The 22,596-nt window shown below is 70.1% G+C and carries 20 protein-coding genes; 13 read left to right on the top strand and 7 right to left on the bottom strand.

Annotated features, from left to right (window positions below):
• Positions 1 to 102: 102 nt before the first annotated feature.
• The 6 genes from KUM49_RS25680 to KUM49_RS25655 all read left to right on the top strand — a co-directional run bounded on the left by KUM49_RS25680 (position 103) and on the right by KUM49_RS25655 (position 5,409).
• On the top strand, positions 103 to 855 hold the full coding sequence (locus tag KUM49_RS25680; protein WP_217239315.1) for a hypothetical protein: 753 nt from the start codon (positions 103 to 105) through the stop codon (positions 853 to 855).
• Positions 852 to 1,532 carry a DUF4166 domain-containing protein gene (locus KUM49_RS25675; protein WP_217239314.1) on the top strand — a complete coding sequence of 227 codons (681 nt, stop codon included), beginning with the start codon at positions 852 to 854 and terminating at the stop codon, positions 1,530 to 1,532. The genes KUM49_RS25680 and KUM49_RS25675 overlap by 4 nt, the downstream gene beginning before the upstream one ends.
• Positions 1,529 to 2,179, top strand: coding sequence for a TetR/AcrR family transcriptional regulator (locus KUM49_RS25670; RefSeq protein WP_217239313.1), 651 nt, complete (start codon positions 1,529 to 1,531; stop codon positions 2,177 to 2,179). Before KUM49_RS25675 ends, KUM49_RS25670 begins: the two co-directional genes overlap by 4 nt.
• A gap of 502 nt (positions 2,180 to 2,681) precedes the next feature.
• A complete protein-coding gene (locus KUM49_RS25665; RefSeq protein ID WP_217239312.1) occupies positions 2,682 to 3,191 on the top strand; it encodes a MarR family winged helix-turn-helix transcriptional regulator in 510 nt (169 codons plus the stop codon).
• A 77-nt stretch (positions 3,192 to 3,268) separates the two neighbouring features.
• The gene (locus KUM49_RS25660) at positions 3,269 to 3,607 is read left to right on the top strand and encodes a DUF3817 domain-containing protein (RefSeq protein WP_217239311.1); all 339 of its coding nucleotides are present in this window, start codon (positions 3,269 to 3,271) and stop codon (positions 3,605 to 3,607) included.
• A gap of 101 nt (positions 3,608 to 3,708) precedes the next feature.
• Complete coding sequence (locus KUM49_RS25655; RefSeq protein WP_217239310.1) at positions 3,709 to 5,409, top strand: methylmalonyl-CoA mutase; 1,701 nt, start codon at positions 3,709 to 3,711, stop codon at positions 5,407 to 5,409.
• A 45-nt stretch (positions 5,410 to 5,454) separates the two neighbouring features.
• On the opposite strand, the gene KUM49_RS25650 is transcribed toward KUM49_RS25655, so the two are convergent.
• Positions 5,455 to 6,072 carry a TetR/AcrR family transcriptional regulator gene (locus KUM49_RS25650; protein ID WP_217239309.1) on the bottom strand — a complete coding sequence of 206 codons (618 nt, stop codon included), beginning with the start codon at positions 6,070 to 6,072 and terminating at the stop codon, positions 5,455 to 5,457.
• Between the two features lie 238 nt (positions 6,073 to 6,310).
• On the opposite strand from KUM49_RS25650, the gene KUM49_RS25645 reads away from it, so the two are divergent.
• From KUM49_RS25645 to KUM49_RS25630, 4 genes are all read left to right on the top strand, one after another.
• Positions 6,311 to 7,297, top strand: a complete 987-nt coding sequence (locus KUM49_RS25645) for a tetratricopeptide repeat protein (RefSeq protein WP_217239308.1) — start codon at positions 6,311 to 6,313, stop codon at positions 7,295 to 7,297.
• A 649-nt stretch (positions 7,298 to 7,946) separates the two neighbouring features.
• Positions 7,947 to 8,597 carry a DUF6230 family protein gene (locus tag KUM49_RS25640; protein ID WP_217239307.1) on the top strand — a complete coding sequence of 217 codons (651 nt, stop codon included), beginning with the start codon at positions 7,947 to 7,949 and terminating at the stop codon, positions 8,595 to 8,597.
• A gap of 191 nt (positions 8,598 to 8,788) precedes the next feature.
• On the top strand, positions 8,789 to 9,385 hold the full coding sequence (locus KUM49_RS25635) for a DUF6114 domain-containing protein (protein WP_217239306.1): 597 nt from the start codon (positions 8,789 to 8,791) through the stop codon (positions 9,383 to 9,385).
• Positions 9,375 to 10,721: a hypothetical protein gene (locus KUM49_RS25630; protein ID WP_217239305.1), complete on the top strand. Its 1,347-nt coding sequence runs from the start codon at positions 9,375 to 9,377 to the stop codon at positions 10,719 to 10,721. The genes KUM49_RS25635 and KUM49_RS25630 overlap by 11 nt, the downstream gene beginning before the upstream one ends.
• 122 nt (positions 10,722 to 10,843) lie before the next feature.
• Here KUM49_RS25630 and pyk read toward each other — a convergent pair whose 3' ends face one another.
• The 3 genes from pyk to pta all read right to left on the bottom strand — a co-directional run bounded on the left by pyk (position 10,844) and on the right by pta (position 15,664).
• The gene (gene pyk, locus KUM49_RS25625) at positions 10,844 to 12,274 is read right to left on the bottom strand and encodes a pyruvate kinase (protein ID WP_217239304.1); all 1,431 of its coding nucleotides are present in this window, start codon (positions 12,272 to 12,274) and stop codon (positions 10,844 to 10,846) included.
• 73 nt (positions 12,275 to 12,347) lie between these two features.
• Positions 12,348 to 13,565, bottom strand: coding sequence for an acetate kinase (locus tag KUM49_RS25620; RefSeq protein ID WP_217239303.1), 1,218 nt, complete (start codon positions 13,563 to 13,565; stop codon positions 12,348 to 12,350).
• A complete protein-coding gene (gene pta, locus KUM49_RS25615; RefSeq protein ID WP_217239302.1) occupies positions 13,562 to 15,664 on the bottom strand; it encodes a phosphate acetyltransferase in 2,103 nt (700 codons plus the stop codon). The genes KUM49_RS25620 and pta overlap by 4 nt, the downstream gene beginning before the upstream one ends.
• A 196-nt stretch (positions 15,665 to 15,860) precedes the next feature.
• On the opposite strand from pta, the gene KUM49_RS25610 reads away from it, so the two are divergent.
• Entirely contained in the window at positions 15,861 to 16,886 is a 1,026-nt protein-coding gene (locus KUM49_RS25610; RefSeq protein WP_217239301.1) for an ATP-dependent 6-phosphofructokinase, read from the top strand.
• 36 nt (positions 16,887 to 16,922) lie between these two features.
• On the opposite strand, the gene KUM49_RS25605 is transcribed toward KUM49_RS25610, so the two are convergent.
• Complete coding sequence (locus KUM49_RS25605; RefSeq protein WP_217239300.1) at positions 16,923 to 17,630, bottom strand: XRE family transcriptional regulator; 708 nt, start codon at positions 17,628 to 17,630, stop codon at positions 16,923 to 16,925.
• Positions 17,631 to 17,817: 187 nt separating this feature from the next.
• On the opposite strand from KUM49_RS25605, the gene KUM49_RS25600 reads away from it, so the two are divergent.
• Positions 17,818 to 18,315 (top strand): PPOX class F420-dependent oxidoreductase, encoded by a 498-nt coding sequence (locus KUM49_RS25600; RefSeq protein WP_374200200.1) that lies wholly within the window; start codon positions 17,818 to 17,820, stop codon positions 18,313 to 18,315.
• 47 nt (positions 18,316 to 18,362) lie between these two features.
• Here KUM49_RS25600 and KUM49_RS25595 read toward each other — a convergent pair whose 3' ends face one another.
• Together KUM49_RS25595 and KUM49_RS25590 are read right to left on the bottom strand one after the other, a co-directional pair.
• A complete protein-coding gene (locus KUM49_RS25595; protein ID WP_217239298.1) occupies positions 18,363 to 19,079 on the bottom strand; it encodes a response regulator in 717 nt (238 codons plus the stop codon).
• Positions 19,076 to 20,800: a sensor histidine kinase gene (locus KUM49_RS25590; RefSeq protein ID WP_217239297.1), complete on the bottom strand. Its 1,725-nt coding sequence runs from the start codon at positions 20,798 to 20,800 to the stop codon at positions 19,076 to 19,078. Before KUM49_RS25590 ends, KUM49_RS25595 begins: the two co-directional genes overlap by 4 nt.
• Positions 20,801 to 20,962: 162 nt before the next feature.
• Between KUM49_RS25590 and KUM49_RS25585 the strand changes: the two genes are divergently transcribed.
• Positions 20,963 to 22,387 carry a cation:dicarboxylate symporter family transporter gene (locus tag KUM49_RS25585; protein WP_254401800.1) on the top strand — a complete coding sequence of 475 codons (1,425 nt, stop codon included), beginning with the start codon at positions 20,963 to 20,965 and terminating at the stop codon, positions 22,385 to 22,387.
• The last annotated feature ends 209 nt before the right edge of the window (positions 22,388 to 22,596 follow it).

Raw genomic sequence — 22,596 nt, 5'->3', positions numbered from 1 at the left:
TTCTTGCGCCCAGTGTTTGAGCGATCGCTCAAACAAGGGTATCTTCCTGTCCAGAATATTTGAGCAGTCGCTCAAAACGCTGCGCCCACCTGGGGGATTCACATGGGGCTCTACATAGAGGCACGCATCCGTGCCGACCTCGACGACCTCTGGACCCGCACACAGGAGCCGTCCCGGCACCAGCGCTGGGACCTGCGCTTCACCGAGATCGACCACCTCCCGCGCGCGGAGGGCCAACCCCAGCGCTTCCGGTACGCCACCCGTGTCCTGCCCGGCCTCACCGTGGCAGGCACCGGAGTCTCCGCGGGCGAACGCGAGCGCCCCAACGGCACCCGAACCTCCGCCCTCCGCTTCGCCTCCGCCCACCCCCTGTCCCTCCTGGCCGAGGGCAGCGGTTACTGGCGCTACATCCCCGACGGCGACGGCGTCCGCTTCCTCACCGGCTACGACTACCGCCCCCGCTGGGGAGCCTTCGGCGCACTGGCCGACCGCCTCGTCTTCCGCCCCCTGATGGGCTGGGCGACGGCCTGGTCCTTCGACCGCCTCCGCCTGTGGCTGGAGCGGGGCATCACCCCGGAACGAGCCCTGCGGAACTGGCTGGCCGAGCTCCTGGTCCGCGCCCTCGTCGTCACCGTCGCCTGCGCCGGCCTCGGCCTGGAACAGTTCCTGCGCCTCTTCGGCCCGCTGGCGGCGTCCATGGCCTACGTCTGTCCCCTGTTCCTCGCCGTCGCCATCGCGCTGGCCCTGTTCAAGGCGCCGCTCTCCGGCACCCCGGCAGCCCGCCGCTGCCTGCGCCGGCCGCCCACGAGCGTCCGCGTCCCCCGCCTCCTGCGCACCCTGGAGAACCCGCGATGACCTCGATCTTCCGCACTGTGATGGGTGCCGACTTCGACCGCCTCCACCCCCAGCTGCAGCGCCGCTTCTCGGTCGGTCTGACGACCGGCGAGGCCTGCACGGGCCGGGGCGTGATGGACCGCGTCTGGCACGGCGGGGCCTTCGTGAAGCCGTTCCTGGCCCTCGGTGCCACCCGCAACATCCTGGTCCCGCGGACCGGCCGCCACATCCCGTTCACCATCGAGAACGTGCCGTACAAGGACACGTACGGCCGTGAGACGGTGACCTTCGTGCGCACCTTCCACCTGCCCGGCCGCCCTCGCCGCTTCGACGCCCAGATGGTCCTCGGCCCCCGGGGCGACCGCATACTCGACTACCTCGGCACCCACCAGCACCTGGCCAGCGACCTCCACTTCGGCGCCGAGCCCGACGGCTCGCTGCTCATCCGCTCCGGCGAACACAGGTTCCGCGAGGGAGTCGTGGACGTACGCGTACCCGAACTGATCGGTGCCACGGCCGAGGTCCGCGAGTCCTACGACGACAAGAGCGGCCGCTTCCGCATACGGGTCCGTGTCGTCAACGACTACTTCGGCCCGCTCTTCGGGTACGAGGGCTCCTTCAAGGCGACGTACACCGACATCACCACCTGCGGAGTACGGCCCGGCCTGCGGCCCGTTCGCGAGGAGCGGCGCGCATGAGCCCGGAGACGGCGAAGTCCCAGGAGACCAAGACCAGACTCCTGGACGGTGCGCTGCGCACACTCACCGAGCAGGGCATCGCGAAGACGTCGGCCCGTACGATCGCGGCGACGGCCGGGGTCAACCAGGCGCTGGTCTTCTACCACTTCGGCTCCGTCGACGAACTCCTCGCCGAGGCCTGCCGGTACGGGGCCGAGCGGACCGTGTCGCGGTACCGGTCCCGCTTCGCGGAGGTGACCTCCCTCTCCGAACTCCTCGCGGTCGGCCGGCGGATCCACGAGGAGGAACGCGCCGGGGGCCATGTCGCCCTCCTCGGCCAGCTCCTGGCCGGCGCCCAGACCCACGCCACGCTGGGCCCGGCAACGGCGGCAGGCCTGGAGCTCTGGGTCACCGAGATCGAGGCGGTCCTCACGAGAGTCCTCGCGACCACGCCCTTCGGGGAGTTCGCGGACCCTGCGGGGCTGGCACGGGCGGTCGCGGCGTCCTTCGTCGGCATCGAGCTGTACGAGGGGGTGGACGCGGCGGGGGCGACCGCGGCGCTGGACGCGCTGGAACAGCTCGGGGTGCTGGTCGCCGCGTTGGAGGACCTCGGCCCGGTTGCCCAGCGGGCGGTGCGGCACCACCTACGCCGGACAGGCCGCCGCTGACCTCAGTTCCCCGGCGCCGAAGCGACCGCCTGCTGAGGGCTCCGCCCTCAGCCCCCCGGTCCTGTGCCCACCCACCGCCCGTCTCGGTCGGTCGAGAGGCGGACGTCCCTGGGGGCTCCGCCCCCCGACCCCCGGTCCTGTGCCCACCCACCGCCCGTCTCGGTGGGTCGAGAGGCGGACGTCCCTGGGGGCTCCGCCCCCAGCCCCCCGGACCTGTGCCCACCCACCACCCGGCCCGGTCGGTCAAGAGGCGGACGTACGTACCGGCACTCGCGTACGGCGGCAAGGGGACGTGTCGGGGGGTGTCCGCCCGCAGCGGTTGGCGCGTCAACGCCGGCACCTCGGTAGGTAACCGATTCCGCGCCGTTCCGAGGACGGACACCCCCCGACACGGCCCCGACCCTCACACAGCGCTAGGCGCAGGCCTCCGATGCCCGTGCCCGGCGGACCGAGGGGCGAGACGGGGCTGACCACGATGTGACCGGCCGGTAAGGTCTTTGCCGTGCCGAAGCCCCTCAGTCTCCCGTTCGATCCCATCGCCCGCGCTGACGAACTCTGGAAGCGGCGCTGGGGAAACGTGCCGTCGATGGCCGCGATCACCTCGATCATGCGCGCCCACCAGATCCTGCTCGCCGAGGTCGACGCGGTGGTCAAGCCGTACGGACTGACGTTCGCGCGGTACGAGGCGCTCGTCCTGCTCACCTTCTCCAAGGCCGGCGAGCTGACCATGTCCAAGATCGGCGAGCGGCTCATGGTGCATCCCACGTCCGTGACGAACACCGTGGACCGGCTGGTGAAGTCGGGCCTGGTGGACAAGAAGCCCAACCCCAACGACGGTCGCGGCACGCTCGCCGTCATCACCGACAAGGGGCGCGAGGTGGTCGAGGCGGCCACCCGCGACCTGATGGCGATGGACTTCGGGCTCGGGGTGTACGACGCCGAGGAGTGCGCGGAGATCTTCGCGATGCTGCGACCGCTGCGGGTCGACGCCCACGACTTCGACGAGGACTAGGGCCCGGCGGCATGGGCCGCCGGGCAGGCTCTGACCCGGGGCAAGATCCGCCCTAGTGCGTGGTTACGCTCATAGGCATGAAAAAGTCCGTGCTGACCCGCTACCGCGTCATGGCCTACGTCACCGGTGTGCTGCTGGTCCTGCTGACCCTGGGCGTGATCGCCAAGTACCTGCTCAAGATGGACGGGGCGGACGACTTCACCCGCGTCGTGGGCATCGCGCACGGCTGGCTGTACGTCGTCTACCTGATCTTCGCGTTCGACCTCGGCTCGAAGGCGAAGTGGCCGGTCGCCAAGCAGCTGTGGGTGCTGCTGGCCGGGACGATCCCCACGGCCGCCTTCTTCGTGGAGCGGAAGATCAGCCACGAGCTTGAGGGCAAGATCGCCGAGGACTCCCCGGCGGTCGCCAAGGCGTAACCGCATCGCCTGCACCGCCCGCCCCGCCCCGCACCGCCGTACAGAACCCGTACGGCGGTCTGCCGTCGACATTTACTAGGACGTCCTAGTAAATTCGAAGCATGGACGCTGACGCGATCGAAGAGGGCCGCCGACGCTGGCAGGCCCGGTACGACGCCTCACGCACGCGCGAGGCGGACTTCACCACGCTCTCCGGTGATCCCGTCGAGCCGGTGTACGGGCCGAGGCCAGGGGACGGCTACCAGGGCTTCGAGCGGATCGGCTGGCCGGGGGAGTACCCCTTCACCCGCGGGCTGTACGCGACCGGCTACCGGGGGCGCACCTGGACCATCCGGCAGTTCGCCGGGTTCGGCAACGCCGAGCAGACCAACGAGCGCTACAAGATGATCCTCGCCAACGGCGGCGGCGGACTGTCCGTGGCCTTCGACATGCCGACGCTGATGGGCCGAGACTCCGACGACCCGCGCTCGCTCGGCGAGGTCGGCCACTGCGGTGTCGCCATCGACTCGGCCGCCGACATGGAGGTCCTGTTCCAGGACATCCCGCTGGGCGATGTCACCACCTCCATGACGATCTCCGGGCCCGCCGTGCCCGTCTTCTGCATGTACCTCGTCGCCGCCGAGCGACAGGGCGTCGACCCGGCCCTGCTCAACGGCACGCTGCAGACCGACATCTTCAAGGAGTACATCGCCCAGAAGGAGTGGCTCTTCCAGCCCGAGCCGCACCTGCGCCTCATCGGCGACCTGATGGAGTACTGCGCGGCCGGCATCCCCGCCTACAAGCCGCTGTCCGTCTCCGGCTACCACATCCGCGAGGCCGGCTCGACGGCCGCGCAGGAACTGGCGTACACGCTGGCGGACGGGTTCGGGTACGTGGAGCTGGGGCTCAGCCGCGGCCTCGACGTGGACGTCTTCGCACCGGGACTGTCCTTCTTCTTCGACGCGCACCTCGACTTCTTCGAGGAGATCGCCAAGTTCCGCGCGGCGCGCAGGATCTGGGCGCGCTGGATGCGGGACGTGTACGGCGCGCAGACCGACAAGGCCCAGTGGCTGCGCTTCCACACCCAGACCGCCGGCGTCTCGCTGACCGCCCAGCAGCCGTACAACAACGTGGTGCGGACGGCGGTGGAGGCGCTGGCGGCCGTGCTGGGCGGCACCAACTCGCTGCACACCAACGCCCTGGACGAGACCCTGGCGCTCCCCTCCGAGCAGGCGGCGGAGATCGCCCTGCGCACGCAGCAGGTACTGATGGAGGAGACCGGCGTCGCCAACGTGGCGGATCCGCTGGGCGGTTCGTGGTACGTCGAGCAGCTGACGGACCGGATCGAGGCGGACGCCGAGAAGATCTTCGAGCAGATCAGGGAGCGGGGCCTGAGGGCGCACCCGGACGTCCAGCACCCCATCGGGCCGATCACCTCCGGCATCCTGCGCGGCATCGAGGACGGCTGGTTCACCGGCGAGATCGCCGAGTCCGCCTTCCAGTACCAGCGCGCCCTGGAGAAGGGCGACAAGCGGGTCGTGGGGGTGAACGTCCACCACGGCTCGGTGACCGGCGACCTGGAGATCCTGCGGGTCAGCCACGAGGTGGAGCGGGAGCAGGTGCGCGTCCTGGGGACGCGGAAGGCCTCCCGGGACGAGGCCGGCGTGCGGACCGCCCTGGACGCGATGCTCGCGGCCGCCCGGGACGGCGCCAACATGATCGGGCCGATGCTGGACGCCGTACGGGCCGAGGCGACCCTCGGGGAGATCTGCGGCGTGCTGCGGGACGAGTGGGGGGTGTACACAGAGCCCGCGGGGTTCTGACCGCTACGCCGCAGGGCGTACACGGAACCCCCCGGACTCTGACCGCTACGCCGCCCCGGCCAGGCCCAGCAGCAGCACCCTGGTGAAGCCGCGCACCCACTCCTCGTCCGCCGGCTCCGAGCTCACCAGGGTGCGGTGGACCACCGCACCCGCGACGATGTCGAAGATCAGGTCCACCGTGCGGGCGGCTTCCTCCGGGCTCGCCTCAGGGGGGAGCTCGCCGCGCGCCTGCGCCCGTGACCGGCCCTCCAGGACCAACCGCTTCTGGCGCTCCACGATCGACGCCCGGATGCGTTCGCGCAGCGCGTCGTCCCGTACCGACTCGGCGACCACCGCCATCAGGCCGCTCTTCGCCTCGGGGCGGGCCAGGATCGCCGCGAACTGGAGGACCACGCCCTCGATGTCGGCGGCGAGGGTGCCGCGGTCGGGGAGTTCCAGTTCGTCGAAGAGTTCGGCCACCGCGTCGACGACGAGTTCGTTCTTGCCTGCCCAGCGGCGGTAGAGGGTCGTCTTGGCCACCCCGGCCCTGGTCGCCACGTCACCCAGGGTGAGTTTCGACCAGCCCAGCTCGACCAGCGCCGCCCGCGTCGCGGCCAGGATCGCGGTGTCCGCGGCGGCGCTGCGCGGACGCCCGGTACGGCTGGCGGGGGTGCGGCTCTGCATCTCACGACGATAACCGGCCGTTTTCCTGGTCACCCGTGAGGGAGATCACCGGACTTCACTGTTCGTTGGGCACTCGGTGCCATTACGCTACGACTCGTAGCGAAAGCCCGCGACGGACGTACGCGAGTGACGCACACACGCACGGCGCGGGGTGGGGACCCGGCGCCGAACACCCGAGGGCACGACCGGCTTTCACAACGCTTTTCACATGGGCGCGGGAACGGGGGAGGATGTACGCATGCAGCCACGGAACATGTCCATGAGCGGAGTCGTCGACCTCGCCGCGGTGAAGGCGGCCCAGGAGGCCAAGGCGAAGGCGGAGCAGGCTCGCGCCGAAGCCGCCCGGCAGGGCGGTGGCGCCCTTGCCGGTGCCGTCTCCCCGGCCGATCTCGTCATCGACGTCGATGAAGCAGGGTTCGAGCAGGACGTCCTGCAGCGGTCCGCCGAAGTGCCCGTCGTCCTCGACTTCTGGGCCGAGTGGTGCCAGCCCTGCAAGCAGCTGAGCCCCGTCCTGGAGCGGCTGGCCGTCGAGTACAACGGACGCTTCGTCCTCGCCAAGATCGACGTCGACGCCAACCAGATGCTGATGCAGCAGTTCGGGATCCAGGGGATCCCGGCCGTCTTCGCGGTGGTCGCAGGTCAGGCCCTGCCGCTCTTCCAGGGGGCCGCCGGCGAGCCGCAGATCCGGCAGACCCTGGACCAGCTGGTGGAGGTGGCCGAGCAGCGCTTCGGCCTCACCGGTCTGGCCGTCGACCCCGACGCCGAGGCGGGCGGTGCCGTCCAGACCGCTCCCGCGATGCCCGAGGGGCCGTACGACACGCTCCTCGAAGCCGCCGTGCGCGCCCTGGACGCGGGGGACTTCGGCGGTGCGGTCCAGGCGTACAAGAACGTACTGAGCGACGACCCCGGCAACAGCGAGGCCAAACTCGGCCTCGCCCAGGCCGAGTTGCTCCACCGCGTGCAGGGGCTCGACCCGCAGCAGGTGCGCAAGGACGCCGCCGACAGGCCCACCGACGCCGAGGCGCAGATCGCCGCCGCCGACCTGGATCTGGTGGGCGGACACGTGGAGGACGCGTTCGGGCGGCTCATCGAGACCGTGCAGCGCACCGCGGGCGACGACCGGGACGCCGTACGGCTTCGGCTGCTGGAGTTGTTCGAGGTGGTCGGCGGCGATGATCCGCGAGTGGCGGCGGCGCGCAGGGCGCTGGCGCGCGCCCTCTTCTGACCGGGGCGCGGGGCCGGTTCTGACCAGTCCCTAAACGCCGAGGCATGTGATGCCCGAGTGAAAGATTGGCCAACAAGGGGCCACTGCGGCCGCGCTTTACCAAATCTTGGTAATCGCGGCCGCTGTTACTTGGAGTAAGTCAGAGGCGTTGATCTGTCGGAATCTGTCCAACGATCAATATTTTTGTCCAACACCCGTCTGACACCGAGCGTTGTCGGCCGAGACCAGCGGGTCGTTGTTCGGTTATCCGCCCGTTACTAGCGAGTAACGAACCCCCTTGTGTCGGCGGCGAGAATGCACCACGATCGGCCACGCTCGGTCCCTTCCCGTACCCCGACAGCCGGTTGGGCGAACGGGAATCCCTGGGTCCCCACCGAGCAGGGTCGACGGCAGTGACGTCGGCCCTTGGGCAGGGGGGTCTTCGCCTTCGGCGAAGCCTGTCCAGCAAGGTTGTGCGTGATGCGTGTCAGGCGCGACCAGTGGTTGTCGCTCGGGGGTGATCGCCGGTGATTCGGGTGCGGTTCGCGCCTCCGAGCGCGGGCGCTCCCCTTCCCGAGGACGTAGCACTTCTCCCATCCCTGCCCGGCTGAGCCGTCGCTTCGACAGGAGCAGTCAGGGCCAGGAGATGTACGTCCGAGAAGGAGGAAATATGGAGTCCCAGGTGCGTGGCGGGACCAGATGGAAGCGGTTCGCTGTGGTGATGGTGCCCAGCGTTGCCGCGGCCGCGGCTGTGGGTGTCGGGCTGGCGCAGGGTGCGCTGGCCGCGTCGTTCAGCGTGTCGGGCCAGGAGTTCAAGGTGTCGGCCGGGCATCTCGAGGGCCAGGGCTTTGCCCAGTACGGCGGTGTCGACACCGGTTACACGTCGACCGACGGCAAGACCAAGACGGTTCGTCCCGTCGCGATCTCGTCGTTCAAGACCGCTCAGATCACGGACATGTGCCAGTCCGTCAAGACGGAGATTCCCCTCATAGGGAAGACGATCTACCTCCGTCTCGACGCCGGCCCGGACGCGAAGCACAAGGTCGAGGCCGAGAACCTCTACATCGACGTCGCTCAGCTCGACGCCGACGCGACGTTCAAGAACATCGACATCGGTGTTGCGGTGCAGGACCTGGACAAGACCAGGAACGCTCCGGTGAAGCAGGACGGCAAGTCCCTGCCGGGCGGTTTCGCCCAGCAGGCGGAGTCGGCCGACCTCACGAAGGTCGAGCAGACGGCGTGGGCGACCACCGCCGGCACCTTCAAGCTCAGTGGCCTGAAGATGCGTCTCGGCACCGACGCCAAGATGGAGTGTTTCTGACGGCTCACGCCGCAGGGGCGTCCTTGGACAGCTGAGCTGCCCATGGGGGCGGGGGAGTTCGCCGCTTCTCCGCCCCGCACGTCCAGCTCGACGCCTCGCGCCGGGCATGTGCACATACCCAGACTTCCGGCTTCTCCATGCCTACGGCCGAGCCGGTACGTACTTCAACCGGACCCAGGGAGCTGTTTTCCATGAGTGCCGAGACTCCGGTCCAGAGCGCCGGGAGGTTCACCCGGTTGCGTCTGCGATTCCGTGACTGGCGGGGCACCCGGCCGTTCTGGGCAGGCCTCTTCACCCTGCTCGGCGGGGTGCCGATCGCCTACTTCCCGTACGCGACCTTCAAGTTGGGCAACATGTCGCTCGCCATGGCGACCACGGCGGGTGCCGGCTCCCTCATCATCGGCGTACTGCTGGTGACCCTCGGCCTGACGATGTGGTTCCAGCACGCCACGCGCATCTTCGCCGGTGTCGCGGCGATCGTCCTGGCCCTGGTGTCGCTCGTGGTCTCCAACATAGGCGGCTTCGTCGTCGGCTTCCTGCTCTCGATGCTCGGCGGCGCGCTCGCCGTGTCGTGGGTGCCGGGCAAGGCGCAGGAGGCGGGCGCCGGACCGCTCGAGGCGGAGAAGGGCCCCTCCGACGAGGGTGCCGTGGAGCCCGCTTCCGAGGGTGCCCTCGGTGAGCCGGGTGCGCCGTACCACGCGCAGGACCCCGCGACCGGCGGACCGGCGGACCGGACGCCCGAAGGCGCCTGGGCCGAGGAATCCAACGGGGGGTACCGTGTCGGCTGATGAGATCCGTGGCGAGAGCCCCGTGATTCCGGCGCAGGCGAGAACGGGCCCTCGTCACGCGGCGCCCAAGAAGCCGCTGTTCACCAGGTTCCACATGCCGGCCGGCAAGGCGATAGCCATGGCGGCGATGCCGACGGCGGTCCTGATGGGCATCGGGTTCACGCCGACGCTCGCCCTCGCCGACGAGCAGCCGGCCTCCAACAGCCTGAAGGCCGACGAGTACAAGGACTGCCTGGCGGCCCTGGAGGGCGCGTCCGCGTCGCCCACGCCGTCCCCGTCGGCCTCGACGAGCGACGACGCCTCGGCGGACGACGACAAGGACGACGCGGCGGAGCCGAGCCCCTCGGCGACGTCCTCCTCGGACTCCGACGCGGGTTCGGGCAACTCGGGTTCAGGTGACCCCTCTTCGCCGGATTCAGGTTCCGACGACAAGGCCGATCCCACCCCGTCCCCCTCGGCCTCGCCGAGCAAGGAGAGCAACTCCTCGGACGACACCGCCACGGCGAGCCCCTCGCCGTCCGCGAGTGACGGCGGCAACCTGCTCGAGGACATCGGCGACGCGATCACCGGCATCTTCACGGGCGGTAAGGCGGCGGAGGACGCGAGCCCGACACCGACCGCGTCCCCGTCCGCCACGGAGAGCCCGGAGAGCACGGAGACGGAAGGCGCCGCCAAGGACACCTCCGACGCGGTCAAGGACACGACCGAGAAGGTCACCGGCACGGTCGACGACACCGTGAAGGACACGACCGACGCGGCGTCGAAGGCGGCCGAGGACACCACGAAGGCGGTGGAAGACGCGGCCGAGGACGCCGCGGACGCCACGGCCACGCCCAGCCCCTCCGCGAGCTCCACGACGGACCCCGAGGACTGCCCGGTCGCCACCGACGCCGTGGGCGACGTCGACAACAAGGTGCTGGTGGCGGACAACCCCTGGTACCTGGAGGCCAGTTCGCTGACCCTGAAGGGCGCGGACTATCAGGGCATCGTCGAGGTGAAGACGGCCGGCGGCAAGACCAAGAAGGTCCTCAAGTACGTCATATCCGGCGGCACCGACATCGGCGACCTGCACCAACTGGTCAAGGAGCACGGCAAGACCTACCACGTGCAGGCGGGCAAGGGCACGACCTCCACGATCACCGACGGCGACACGGTGATGTACACCGAGAGCATCTCCGGCAACCTGCTCGGGCTGATCCCGGTCACGTTCGACCCGGAGCACCCGCCGCCGCTGAACATCCCGCTGATCTACTTCACCAAGGTGAAGATCACGCAGGCCGCCCAGTTCGGCGGAACCCTGCACGTCCCCGGGATGCAGCAGTACGTGACCGAGTAGGAGCCCCCACAAGCCCTTCCGGGAGCCGCACACAGCTGAGGGCGCCCCCTGGTCACAGGGGGCGCCCTCAGCGCCGTTCAAGGCCCTTCACGGGCCGGGCCGCAAGGCCCTCGTGAGGAGCGTCAGTCGCGGGCGCCCTCGCTCAGGTGATGCACCCGCAGCATGTTGGTCGTGCCGGCGACGCCGGGGGGCGAGCCCGCGGTGATGATGCAGATGTCGCCCGGGTTGAAGCGCTTGGTCTTGGTGATCTCCTGGTCGACCAGGTCGACCATCTCGTCGGTGCTGTTCACGAACGGCACGACGTGCGACTCGACGCCCCAGCTGAGTGTGAGCTGGTTGCGGGTGCTCTCGTCGGTGGTGAAGGCGATGATCGGCTGGACCGCGCGGTAGCGCGAGAGGCGGCGGGCGGTGTCGCCGGACTGGGTGAAGGCCACCAGGCCCCGGCCACCGAGGAAGTCGGCGATCTCGCAGGCGGCGCGGGCGACCGAACCACCCTGGGTGCGCGGCTTCTTGCCCGGGACGAGCGGCTGCAGGCCCTTGGACATGAGCTCCTGCTCGGCCGCGGTGACGATCTTCGACATCGTCTTGACCGTCTCGATCGGGTACGCGCCCACGCTCGACTCCGCCGACAGCATGACCGCGTCCGCGCCGTCCAGGATCGCGTTGGCGACGTCGGAGGCCTCGGCGCGGGTGGGGCGGGAGTTGGTGATCATCGACTCCATCATCTGGGTCGCCACGATCACCGGCTTGGCGTTGCGCCGGCACAGCTCGATGAGGCGCTTCTGCACCATGGGGACCTTCTCGAGCGGGTACTCGACGGCCAGGTCGCCACGGGCCACCATCACGGCGTCGAACGCCGCGACGACGTCCTCCATGTTCTCCACCGCCTGCGGCTTCTCCACCTTGGCGATGACGGGGACCCGGCGGCCCTCCTCGTCCATCACCTTGTGGACGTCCGCGACGTCCTTGGCGTCCCGCACGAAGGACAGCGCGACCATGTCGCAGCCCATGCGCAGCGCGAAGCGCAGGTCCTCGACGTCCTTCTCGGACAGTGCCGGGACGTTCACGGCCGCGCCGGGCAGGTTGATGCCCTTGTGGTCGGAGACGACACCGCCCTCGATGACGATCGTCTTCACCTGGTGGCCTTCGACCGCGGTGACCTTCAGCTCGACGTTGCCGTCGTTGATGAGGATCTGGTCGCCCTTGGTCACGTCGGCGGGCAGGCCCTTGTAGGTCGTGCCGCAGATCTGCTTGTCGCCGGGCACGTCCTCGGTGGTGATGACGAACTCGTCACCACGCTCCAGCTCGACCGGGCCTTCGGCGAAGGTCTCCAGGCGGATCTTCGGGCCCTGCAGGTCGGCGAGGACGCCGATGGGGCGGCCGGTCTCCTTGGAGGCGGCGCGGACGCGGTCGTACCGCCCCTGGTGCTCGGCGTGGGTGCCGTGGCTGAAGTTGAAGCGGGCCACATTCATGCCGGCCTCGATCAGCGACACCAACTGCTCGTGGGAGTCGACCGCGGGGCCGAGAGTACAGACGATTTTCGAACGGCGCATGGGGCGATCCTATCGGTTTGTTTCGCTACGGAATATTCCGTCTGGCGGAAGATACAAATGGGCGGGCGGGCGCTCAGTTGTTCTTTTCGACCAGTGCAACGAGTGCATAAGTCTGAGTGGCGATTTCCAGTTCTTCGTCGGTCGGCACCACGGCGACCGCCACGCGCGCGTGGGCGGGCGAGACCAGTCGCGGCTCGTCACCGCGTATCGCGTTCAGCTCGCCGTCCACCATCAGGCCCAGCTCCTCCAGGCCCGCCACGGCGGCCTCCCGCACCGGTGCCGCGTTCTCGCCGACCCCGGCCGTGAACGCGATCGCGTCCACCCGGCCGAGCACCGCGTAATAGGCGCCGATGTACTTCTTCAAGCGGTGAATGTAGATGTCGAAGGCCAGCTGGGCCTGTTCGTCACCCGCGTCGACCCTGCGGCGGATCTCCCGCATGTCGTTGTCCCCGCACAGACCGGTCAATCCGCTCTTCTTGTTGAGAAGAGTGTCGATCTCGTCCGTGGACATTTTGCCAACGCGCATCAAATGGAAGATGACGGCCGGGTCCATGTCTCCGGAGCGCGTACCCATCACGAGCCCCTCCAAAGGCGTCAGCCCCATGGAGGTGTCCACGCACCGGCCGCCCCTGACCGCCGAGGCGGACGCCCCGTTGCCCAGGTGCAGCACGATCACGTTGACGTCCGAAGGGTCCTTGCCCAGCAGCTTCGCCGTCGCCCGGGAGACGTACGCGTGCGAGGTCCCGTGGAAGCCGTAGCGCCGGATGCGGTGTTCGTCGGCGGTCTTCACGTCGATCGCGTAGCGGGCGGCCGACTCCGGCATCGTGGTGTGGAAGGCGGTGTCGAAGACGGCGACCTGGGGGAGGTCGGGGCGCAGCGCCTGCGCGGTGAGGATGCCGGTCAGGTTCGCCGGGTTGTGCAGCGGGGCGACCGGGATCAGCCGCTCGATCTCGGCGAGTACGGCGCTGTCGATGATCGTCGGCTCGGTGAAGGACTGCCCGCCGTGCACCACCCGGTGCCCGATCGCGGCCAGCTCCGGCGAGTCCAGCCCGAGCCCGTCCTTCGACAGCTCCTCCGCCAGGGCCTTCAGGGCGGCCTCGTGGTCGGCGATCGGCCCGGTCCACTCGCGGGAGACGCCCGTGGTCAGCGGCGTGTGCTTCAGCCGGGAGGTCTCCTCGCCGATGCGCTCGACGAGCCCGACGGCCAGCCGGCTGCTGTCCCGCATGTCGAGCAGCTGGTACTTCACCGACGAGGAACCGGAGTTGAGGACGAGGACGCGCGTGGAGCTCACTGGGCGGTGGCCTTCTCGATCGGGGACGGGGCGGGGGACTGGGCCTGGATGGCCGTGATGGCGACGGTGTTGACGATGTCCTGGACGAGCGCGCCCCGGGACAGGTCGTTGACCGGCTTGCGCAGACCCTGCAGCACCGGCCCGACGGCGATCGCCCCTGCCGACCGCTGCACGGCCTTGTAGGTGTTGTTGCCGGTGTTCAGGTCGGGGAAGATCAACACGCTGGCCTGTCCGGCCACTTCGGAGCCCGGCAGCTTGGTCGCGGCGACCGTCGGCTCGACGGCCGCGTCGTACTGGATCGGCCCCTCGGTCTTCAGGTCGGGACGCCGCGAGCGCACCAGCTCGGTCGCCTCGCGCACCTTGTCGACGTCGGCGCCCGAGCCGGACGTACCCGTCGAGTACGACAGCATCGCGATCCGCGGCTCCACACCGAACTGCTCGGCGGTGGCGGCCGACTGGATGGCGATGTCGGCGAGCTGCTCGGCGTTCGGGTCGGGGTTCACCGCGCAGTCGCCGTAGACCAGGACCTTGTCGGCCAGGCACATGAAGAACACGGAGGAGACGATGTCGGCGTCCGGCTTCGTCTTGATGATCTCGAAGGCCGGGCGGATGGTCGCGGCCGTGGAGTGCACCGAGCCCGACACCATGCCGTCGGCCAGGCCCTCCTGGACCATCAGGGTGCCGAAGTAGTTCACGTCGGAGACGACGTCGTACGCCAGCTCGACCGTCACGCCCTTGTGGGCGCGGAACCCGGCGTACTTCTCGGCGAAGGAGTCGCGCAGCTCGCTGGTGGCCGGGTCGATCAGCTGGGCCTCGCCCAGGTCGATGCCGATGTCGGCGGCGTTCTTGCGGATCTGGTCGACCGGGCCGAGCAGGGTGAGGTCGCAGACCCCGCGACGCAGCAGGACCTCGGCGGCGTGCAGGACGCGCGGTTCGGTGCCCTCGGGCAGCACGACGCGCCGCCGGTCGGAGCGGGCCTGCTCCAAAAGCTTGTGCTCGAACATCATCGGAGTGAGGCGGTCGCTGCTCGGCGCGGAGACGCGGCGGTTGAGCTCGGCGGTGTCGACGTGCCGCTCGAAGAGGCCGAGCGCGGTCTCCGCCTTGCGCGGGGTCGCCGCGTTCAGCTTGCCCTCCAGGGCGAAGAGTTCGGCCGCGGTGGGAAAGCTGTTGCCGGGCACCGAGAGCACCGGGGTGCCCGGGGCGAGGCGGGCGGCGAGGGTGAGGACGGCGTCGCTGGGCACCTCGTTCAGGGTGAGCAGGACGCCCGCTATCGGCGGCGTGCCGGCACTGTGCGCGGCCAGCGAGCCGACGACCAGGTCGGCGCGGTCGCCGGGGGTGACGACCAGGCAGCCCGGGGTCAGGGCGCCCAGGAAGTTCGGCAGCATCGCGCCGCCGAAGACGAAGTCCAGCGCGTCCCGCGCGAGCCCGGAGTCGTCGCCGAGGACGACCTTGGCGCCGAGGGCGTGGGCGACCTGGGCGACGGTCGGCGAGGAGAGGGCGGGCTCGTCCGGCAGGACGTAGCAGGGCACGGGAAGCCGGGTGTCGAGCTGATCGGCGATCTTGTCCCGGTCGTCGCGAGTGACCCGGTTGGCGACCATGGCGAGGACGTCGCAGCCGAGGCCCTCGTAGGCCCGGAAGGCGTTGCGGGTCTCGGCGAGCACGGACTCGGCGGTCTGCCCCCGGCCACCGACCACCGGGATGACGGAGGCGCCGAACTCGTTCGCCAGGCGGGCGTTGAGGGACAGCTCGTCGGGGAACTGGGTGTCGGCGTAGTCGGTGCCGAGGACGAGGACGACGTCGTAGTCCCGGGCGACCCGGTGGAAGCGGTCGACCAGCGTCGACACCAGCTCGTCGGCACCCTGCTCGGCCTGGAGGGCGGACGCCTCGTGGTAGTCCATGCCGTAGACCGTGCCCGGGTCCTGGGTCAGCCGGTATCGCGCCCTCAGTAGCTCGAACAGCCGATCGGGGCCGTCGTGGACGAGCGGACGGAACACACCCACCCGGTCGACCTGCCTGGTCAGGAGTTCCATGACCCCCAGTTCGACGACCTGGCGGCCGTCGCCGCGGTCGATACCGGTCACGTACACGCTGCGGGTCACGCGTGCTCTCCGTTTCGTCTGGCGTCCAGGAATCTTGTCCATAAAAATCGCCCACCGAGGTGAGCAGAACCCTCTTGACAATACCTCTCGCGGTAGATAAGGCGCCCGTCAGGACGGGATGCGGCACCGACCTGCCGGACGTGAAAGAATCGAACCTGGCTCACCGGTATCAACAGCGAGCAGGAGACACAGCACGATGCGCATCGGAGTGCTCACCGCAGGCGGCGACTGCCCCGGCCTGAACGCCGTGATCCGGTCGGTCGTGCACCGAGCGGTCGACAACTACGACGACGAGGTCATCGGCTTCGAGGACGGCTTCGCGGGTCTGCTCGACGGCCGCTACCGCTCCCTCGACCTGAACGGCGTCAGCGGCATCCTCGCCCGCGGCGGCACCATCCTCGGCTCCTCCCGCCTGGAACGCGACCGGCTGCGCGAGGCCTGCGAGCACCTTGCCGAGGAGGCCCGCGACTTCGGCATCGACGCCCTGATCCCGATCGGCGGCGAGGGCACGCTGACCGCGGCCCGGATGCTGTCCGACGCCGGTCTGCCGGTGGTCGGCGTCCCGAAGACCATCGACAACGACATCTCCTCCACCGACCGCACCTTCGGTTTCGACACCGCGGTGGGCGTCGCCACGGAGGCGATGGACCGCCTCAAGACCACCGCCGAGTCCCACCAGCGTGTGATGGTCGTCGAGGTCATGGGCCGGCACGCGGGCTGGATCGCCCTGGAGTCCGGCATGGCGGCCGGCGCCCACGGCATCTGCCTGCCCGAGCGCCCCTTCGACCCGGCCGACCTGGTCAAGATGGTCGAGGAGCGCTTCTCCCGCGGCAAGAAGTTCGCCGTGATCTGCGTCGCCGAGGGCGCCCACCCCGCCGACGGCACCATGAACTACGGCAAGGGCGCGATCGACCAGTTCGGCCACGAGCGCTTCCAGGGCATCGGCACGGCCCTGGCCTTCGAGCTGGAGCGCCGCCTCGGCAAGGAGGCCAAGCCGGTCATCCTCGGCCACGTCCAGCGCGGCGGCACGCCGACCGCGTTCGACCGAGTCCTCGCCACCCGCTTCGGCTGGCACGCGGTGGAGGCCGCGCACCGGGGCGACTTCGGCCGGATGACCGCGCTCAGGGGTACCGACGTGGTGATGGTGCCGCTGGCGGAGGCCGTGACCGAGCTGAAGACGGTGCCGAAGGACCGGATGGACGAGGCCGAGTCGGTCTTCTAGGCCCTCCGGCGGATCCGGCGCCGCTGCCGGCCGGTGTCAGCCGGTGCTGTCGCGGACCGTCGTCCAGAACCGGTCCACGATCCGGTCGAGGAAGTCCTGGCCGGCGGCGACCGAGCGACCGCTGTCGCCGCCCCAGCTGAGCGTGGCGACCATCTGCCCCTGGTACTCCCGGTGCAGTTCCTGGAGGGTGTCCTCGACCAGGCGCCGGTCCAGGGGCACGAGCTTGGCGACCAGGCGGACGTAGGCCTGCCAGCGGGTGGTGACGGCGCTGCGCAGGTGCTCGGCCAGCCGCGGCTCGCGCCCCGTGACGGTGACGAAGTCCGGGAGCGAGAGGTCGAGCAGGTCGGCCAGCGCCGCGGACTGACGGTCGGTGCCGCGCCATTCGTCGTGCTCCTCCATGTGGAGGTACGCGAGCAGTTCGAGCCCGACGGCGCGCGCCACGTCCTCGGGCGCGAGGCCGTGGGTGATGCGGTGCTCGCGCAAGGTCCGCGGGCGGTCGATGAGTTCACCGGGGGAGCACCACAACACGCCCGCCAGGGCGGTGAGTTCGGGACTGGTGGGGGAGGCGGTCCCGCGTTCCCAGGCCATGACGAGGTCCGGCGTCACGTAGGGCAGTCCGAACGAGGCACGCATGCCGTAGGCGACGTGCTCGGGGCCCATGCCGAGCGCGGCCCTGAGTCTGCGGGCGGCGGGGGCGTTGAACGGGGGACCGGGCTGGTTCGGGAGAGCTGGGGGTCGGCGCACGGGCCACAACGTAGGGGCGCGGGGCTGCGCTGACTACGGTCTGTTCGGCCAGGATCACGGATCGTAGGAACGTACGGTTCCGGCCGTGTGTTCGGGGTGGCCGAAGATCGTCTGTCGGCTGGGCGGGAGCGGTCGCGAGGATGGCGGCGGGCCGCTCTCCCGGGCGCCCGGGAGGAGCGTGACGTTCGTGTACGAGGTGAATGGCAAGGTAGAGGGGCATATTCGCGAGCGTCTGCGGGCGCCGAACTTCTGGCACCTCGCGACCGTCGGCCCGGACGGCACTCCGCAGGTCTCGCCCATGTGGGCGGACATCGAAGGCGAGTACGTCATGGTCAACACGGCGATCGGCCGTGTGAAGGAGGAGAACCTGCGGCGCAATCCGAACGTTTCGCTCTCCCATCACGACCCCGACAACCCCTACGACCGGGTGGAGATCCGGGGGCGGGTCGTCCGGTTCGTGGAGGGAGAGGAGGCGGAGCGGTCCATGGACCGGCTCACGCGGAAGTACATCGGGCAGGAGCGGTATCCGTGGCTGCTGCCGGGGGAGCGGCGGGTGATGCTCTTGATCGAGCCGGTGCGGGTGCGCAGGGTGGTGGGGGTGGAGCCGTTCCGGGCGGGGGTGTTGCCGGTGGCGCCCGATCCATCGGTGCCGCCGGTGCCGCCGGTGCCGCCGGTGGGCGACTGACTCACCGTCTGAGGCCGCGTGCGGGTCGGGATTCCGGGGGCGATGCCCTAACGCCCCCGCTCCATGTCCCCTCGCTCGTCCTTGACCCACCGGTACTGCAACTCCGGCCGGCCCACGGCGCCGTACTGCGGACTCCGAGCGGCCCGCCCCGAGTCGACCAGATGCTCCAGGTAGCGCCGGGCCGTTATCCGCGAGATCCCCACCGCCTCCGCGACCCCCGTGGCCGTGAGCCCGTCGGCACAGTCGCGCAGGGCCACGGTCACCCGCTCCAGCGTCGGGCCGCTCAGCCCTTTCGGCAACGCCGCCGGACCGGGTGCCCGCAGCGTTGCCAGGGCTCTGTCCACCTCGTCCTGCCCGCTGGCCTCACCGGCCGCCGCGTGGAACTCGGCGTACCTCACCAGGCGGTCCCGCAGTGTGGCGAAGGTGAAGGGCTTCAGCACGTACTGCACGACGCCCAGCGAGACCCCCTCCCGCACCACCGTCAGATCCCGCGCCGACGTCACCGCTATGACGTCCGCGTGGTGCCCGGCCGCACGCAGCGACCGGGCCAGCTGCAGTCCGTGCACGTCCGGCAGGTGCAGGTCCAGCAGCAGCAGATCCACCGCCGTGCGTTCCAGCGCCCGGCGCGCCTCCGCACCGGTGTGCGCCTTGCCGACGGCCGTGAAGCCCAGCACTCGGTTGACGTACATGACGTGCGCGTCGGCGGCGACGGGGTCGTCCTCGACGACCAGGACACGGATGGGGTGCTGCTCGGCAGTCGTCATACGTCGCCTCCAGAAACCGCACTGCCCCCGGAAACCGCCGCCGTGTCCCCGGAAACCGCGCTCCCCGGCACGGCCCCCTGCGACGCCGGCTCAGAGGTTCCCCGCTCGAACGCGTCCCGCTCGGTCCTGCCGCCCAACGGCAGCCGCACCTCGAACTCCGCCCCGCCCCCGTCGGCCTCCGCCACCGTCAGCGCCCCCTCGTGCCGGTTCACCGCCTGCCGTACGAGGGCCAGCCCCAGCCCTCGGCCCCCCGGTCCCGACGGCTTCGTCGAGAAGCCCCGCTGGAAGACCGCGTCCGCGTGGGCCGGGTCGACGCCTGCGCCTGTGTCCGACACACGCAGCACCAGCTCGCCGTCCACCGTGTACGCGGTCACGGTCACCCGGCCCGGCACACTGCCCTGGGCCGCGTCCACCGCGTTGTCGATCAGGTTGCCGAGGATGGTCACCAGGTCCCGGGAGGGGAGCGACGGCGGCAGCAGACCGTCGTCCAGCCGGCTCTCCTCCGAGACCACCAGCTCCACGCCCCGCTCGTTGGCCTGAGCCGTCTTGCCCAGCAGCAGCGCCGCCAGCACCGGCTCGCTCACCGCCGCCACGACCTGGTCGGTCAGCGCCTGGGCCAGTTCCAGTTCGGCGGTCGCGAAGTCCACCGCCTCCTCCGCCCGCCCCAGCTCGATCAGCGAGACGACGGTGTGCAGTCGGTTCGCCGCCTCGTGGGCCTGGGAGCGCAGGGCCTGGGTGAAGCCGCGTTCGGAGTCCAACTCGCCCATCAGCGACTGGAGTTCGGTGACATCGCGCAGGGTCACCACCGTGCCCCGATGTTCGCCTCCCGACACCGGCGACGTGTTCACCACCAGCACCCGGTCCGCCGTCAGGTGCACCTCGTCCACCCGCGGCTCCGACGCCAGCAGCGCGCCCGTCAGCGGTACCGGCAGCCCGAGATCGGCGACGGACCGGCCCACCACATCGTCCGACACACCCAACAGCTCCCGTCCGCCGTCGTTGATCAGCGCCACACGGTACTGCCCGTCGAGCATGAGCAGCCCCTCCCGTACGGCGTGCAGTGCGGCCTGGTGGTAGTCGTGCATGGCGCTGAGTTCGGCCGCGTTCATGTTGTGGGTGTGGCGGCGCAGCCGGGCGTTGACGACGTAGGTGCCGACCGCGCCGAGCGCGAGCGCGCCGCCCGCGACGCCGAGCAGGGCCGTGAGCTGGCCCTGCACCCGCTTGCTGATCTCGTCGACCCGGATGCCGGCGCTGACCAGGCCGACGACCCGTTCGTCGTCGTCCTCGACCGGAGCGACCGCGCGGACCGACGGGCCGAGCGTGCCGGTGTACGTCTCGGTGAAGGGCTCGCCCTTCAGCGCCCGGTCGATGTGGCCGCGGAAGCGCTGGCCGATCTCGTTCTTGTCGGGGTGCGTCCAGCGGATGCCCTGCGGGTTCATGATCGTGACGAAGTCGACCTGGGTGTCCCGCATGACCCGCAGCGCGTACGGCTGGAGCTCGGCCGTCGGGTCGGAGGTGCCGATCGCCTCCCGCACGGAGGGGGAGTCGGCGACCGATCGCGCCACCGCCAGGGCCTGCCGGCGCGCCGCGTCCTCGGCCTGGCCGCGGTCGCTGATGTAGGTGAAGAGCGCGTACCCGGCGACGAGCACCGCTATGAGCACGGCCTGCATGGCGAAGAGCTGGCCGGCCAGGCTGCGGGGTCTCGGGACACGGACGTGCATGCGGTCAGTCTGCCTCTTGGCTGATTGTGAACTAAATGAACGGAAGGGTGACCGCCCTCACACGGCGGGGGATAGTCACCGCATCCCCCCATGCAGAACCACGATGCACAACCCCCTGCACATCCCCATGCAGATCCCCCGGACGTGAGCCGCACGCCGGTGATGCCGACGAAGTCGTCAAGGAGGGCCGCCGTGAGCAGCGCAGCCAATACGGCAGCAACCGCACCCAAAGCCAAACGGGACCGCACCCACTACCTCTACATCGCAGTGATCGTCGCGGTTGCCCTCGGCATCACCGTCGGTCTGGTCGCCCCCGACTTCGCGGTCGAGCTGAAGCCCATCGGCACCGGCTTCGTGAACCTGATCAAGATGATGATCTCGCCGATCATCTTCTGCACGATCGTGCTGGGCATCGGCTCCGTGCGGAAGGCCGCCAAGGTCGGCGCCGTCGGTGGCATCGCGCTCGTCTACTTCACGATCATGTCGCTGGTCGCGCTGGGCATCGGCCTGGTCGTCGGCAACATCCTGGAGCCCGGCACGGGCCTCGCGGTGACCGACGCGGTCAAGGAGGTCGGCCAGGCGCAGGTGGCGCCGGAGGCCAAGGACACCACCGAGTTCCTGCTCGGGATCATCCCGACCACGATGGTCTCCGCCTTCACCGGCGGCGAGGTCCTGCAGACCCTGCTGATCGCCCTGCTCGCCGGGTTCGCGCTGCAGGCCATGGGCTCGGCCGGAGCCCCGATCCTGCGCGGTGTCGAGCACATCCAGCGGCTCGTCTTCCGCATCCTGGCGATGGTGATGTGGGCCGCCCCGATCGGTGCCTTCGGCGCGATCGCCGCGGTCACCGGCTCCGCGGGCGTCGACGCCCTCAAGAGCCTCGCCGTCCTGATGCTCGGCTTCTACGTCACCTGTTTCCTGTTCGTGTTCATCGTGCTCGGCATCCTGCTGCGGGCGGTCGCCGGCCTGAACATCCTCACGCTCTTCAAGTACCTGGGCCGTGAGTTCCTGCTGATCCTGTCGACCTCGTCGTCCGAGTCGGCGCTGCCGCGGCTCATCGCGAAGATGGAGCACCTCGGCATCAGCAAGCCGGTCGTCGGTATCACCGTCCCGACCGGCTACTCCTTCAACCTCGACGGCACCATGATCTACATGACCATGGCGTCCCTGTTCATCGCCGACGCCATGGGTACGCCGATGTCGATCGGCGAGCAGATCCCGCTGCTGCTCTTCCTGCTGGTCGCCTCCAAGGGCGCGGCGGGTGTCACCGGTGCGGGTCTGGCCACGCTGGCGGGCGGTCTCCAGTCGCACAAGCCGGCCCTGGTGGACGGCATCGGCCTGATCGTCGGTATCGACCGGTTCATGAGCGAGGCCCGCGCCCTGACGAACTTCGCGGGCAACGCCGTCGCCACCGTCCTGATCGGAACCTGGACCAAGGAGATCGACCGCGGCCGCGTCGACCAGGTGCTCGCCGGACAGATCCCCTTCGACGAGAAGACCCTCCTCGACGACGGCCACGGCGGCGACCCCGAGGCCGGCCACGCGGAGATCCCCGAGCAGGGCGGCGAGAAGGAACTGGCCAAGGCCTGACAGCGCCCCACGGCCGGGGCGGGCCCGGCGCCTGAACCCGGGCCCGCCCCAACGCCTCCGGGCGGCTGAGTACTCCCCCGTAGCTCAGCCGCCCGGTCGGTTTTCCGCAGTCGATCCGTTTCCGCCACCTGCCCGGTGGCCAAGAGGCGGGCCCGCTCGCCGCGGCACCACGGTGCCCGCGGCCGAGCGGGCGCGCCTCTTCCGCTGCC

Origin of the sequence: Streptomyces sp. AC555_RSS877 (assembly GCF_019049245.1) — a bacterium.
GTDB lineage: Bacteria > Actinomycetota > Actinomycetes > Streptomycetales > Streptomycetaceae > Streptomyces.
This window is presented reverse-complemented; position numbering and strand designations above follow the sequence as displayed.

Coding starts and splice junctions, on each gene's coding strand:
- KUM49_RS25675 (WP_217239314.1), top strand. CDS start 852: ATGACCTCGATCTTCCGCACTGTGATGGGTGCCGACTTCGACCGCCTC.
- KUM49_RS25640 (WP_217239307.1), top strand. CDS start 7,947: ATGGAGTCCCAGGTGCGTGGCGGGACCAGATGGAAGCGGTTCGCTGTG.
- KUM49_RS25660 (WP_217239311.1), top strand. CDS start 3,269: ATGAAAAAGTCCGTGCTGACCCGCTACCGCGTCATGGCCTACGTCACC.
- KUM49_RS25680 (WP_217239315.1), top strand. CDS start 103: ATGGGGCTCTACATAGAGGCACGCATCCGTGCCGACCTCGACGACCTC.
- KUM49_RS25610 (WP_217239301.1), top strand. CDS start 15,861: ATGCGCATCGGAGTGCTCACCGCAGGCGGCGACTGCCCCGGCCTGAAC.
- KUM49_RS25635 (WP_217239306.1), top strand. CDS start 8,789: ATGAGTGCCGAGACTCCGGTCCAGAGCGCCGGGAGGTTCACCCGGTTG.
- KUM49_RS25590 (WP_217239297.1), bottom strand. CDS start 20,800: ATGCACGTCCGTGTCCCGAGACCCCGCAGCCTGGCCGGCCAGCTCTTC.
- KUM49_RS25645 (WP_217239308.1), top strand. CDS start 6,311: ATGCAGCCACGGAACATGTCCATGAGCGGAGTCGTCGACCTCGCCGCG.
- KUM49_RS25650 (WP_217239309.1), bottom strand. CDS start 6,072: ATGCAGAGCCGCACCCCCGCCAGCCGTACCGGGCGTCCGCGCAGCGCC.
- pyk (WP_217239304.1), bottom strand. CDS start 12,274: ATGCGCCGTTCGAAAATCGTCTGTACTCTCGGCCCCGCGGTCGACTCC.
- KUM49_RS25670 (WP_217239313.1), top strand. CDS start 1,529: ATGAGCCCGGAGACGGCGAAGTCCCAGGAGACCAAGACCAGACTCCTG.
- KUM49_RS25595 (WP_217239298.1), bottom strand. CDS start 19,079: ATGACGACTGCCGAGCAGCACCCCATCCGTGTCCTGGTCGTCGAGGAC.
- KUM49_RS25655 (WP_217239310.1), top strand. CDS start 3,709: ATGGACGCTGACGCGATCGAAGAGGGCCGCCGACGCTGGCAGGCCCGG.
- KUM49_RS25585 (WP_254401800.1), top strand. CDS start 20,963: ATGCCGACGAAGTCGTCAAGGAGGGCCGCCGTGAGCAGCGCAGCCAAT.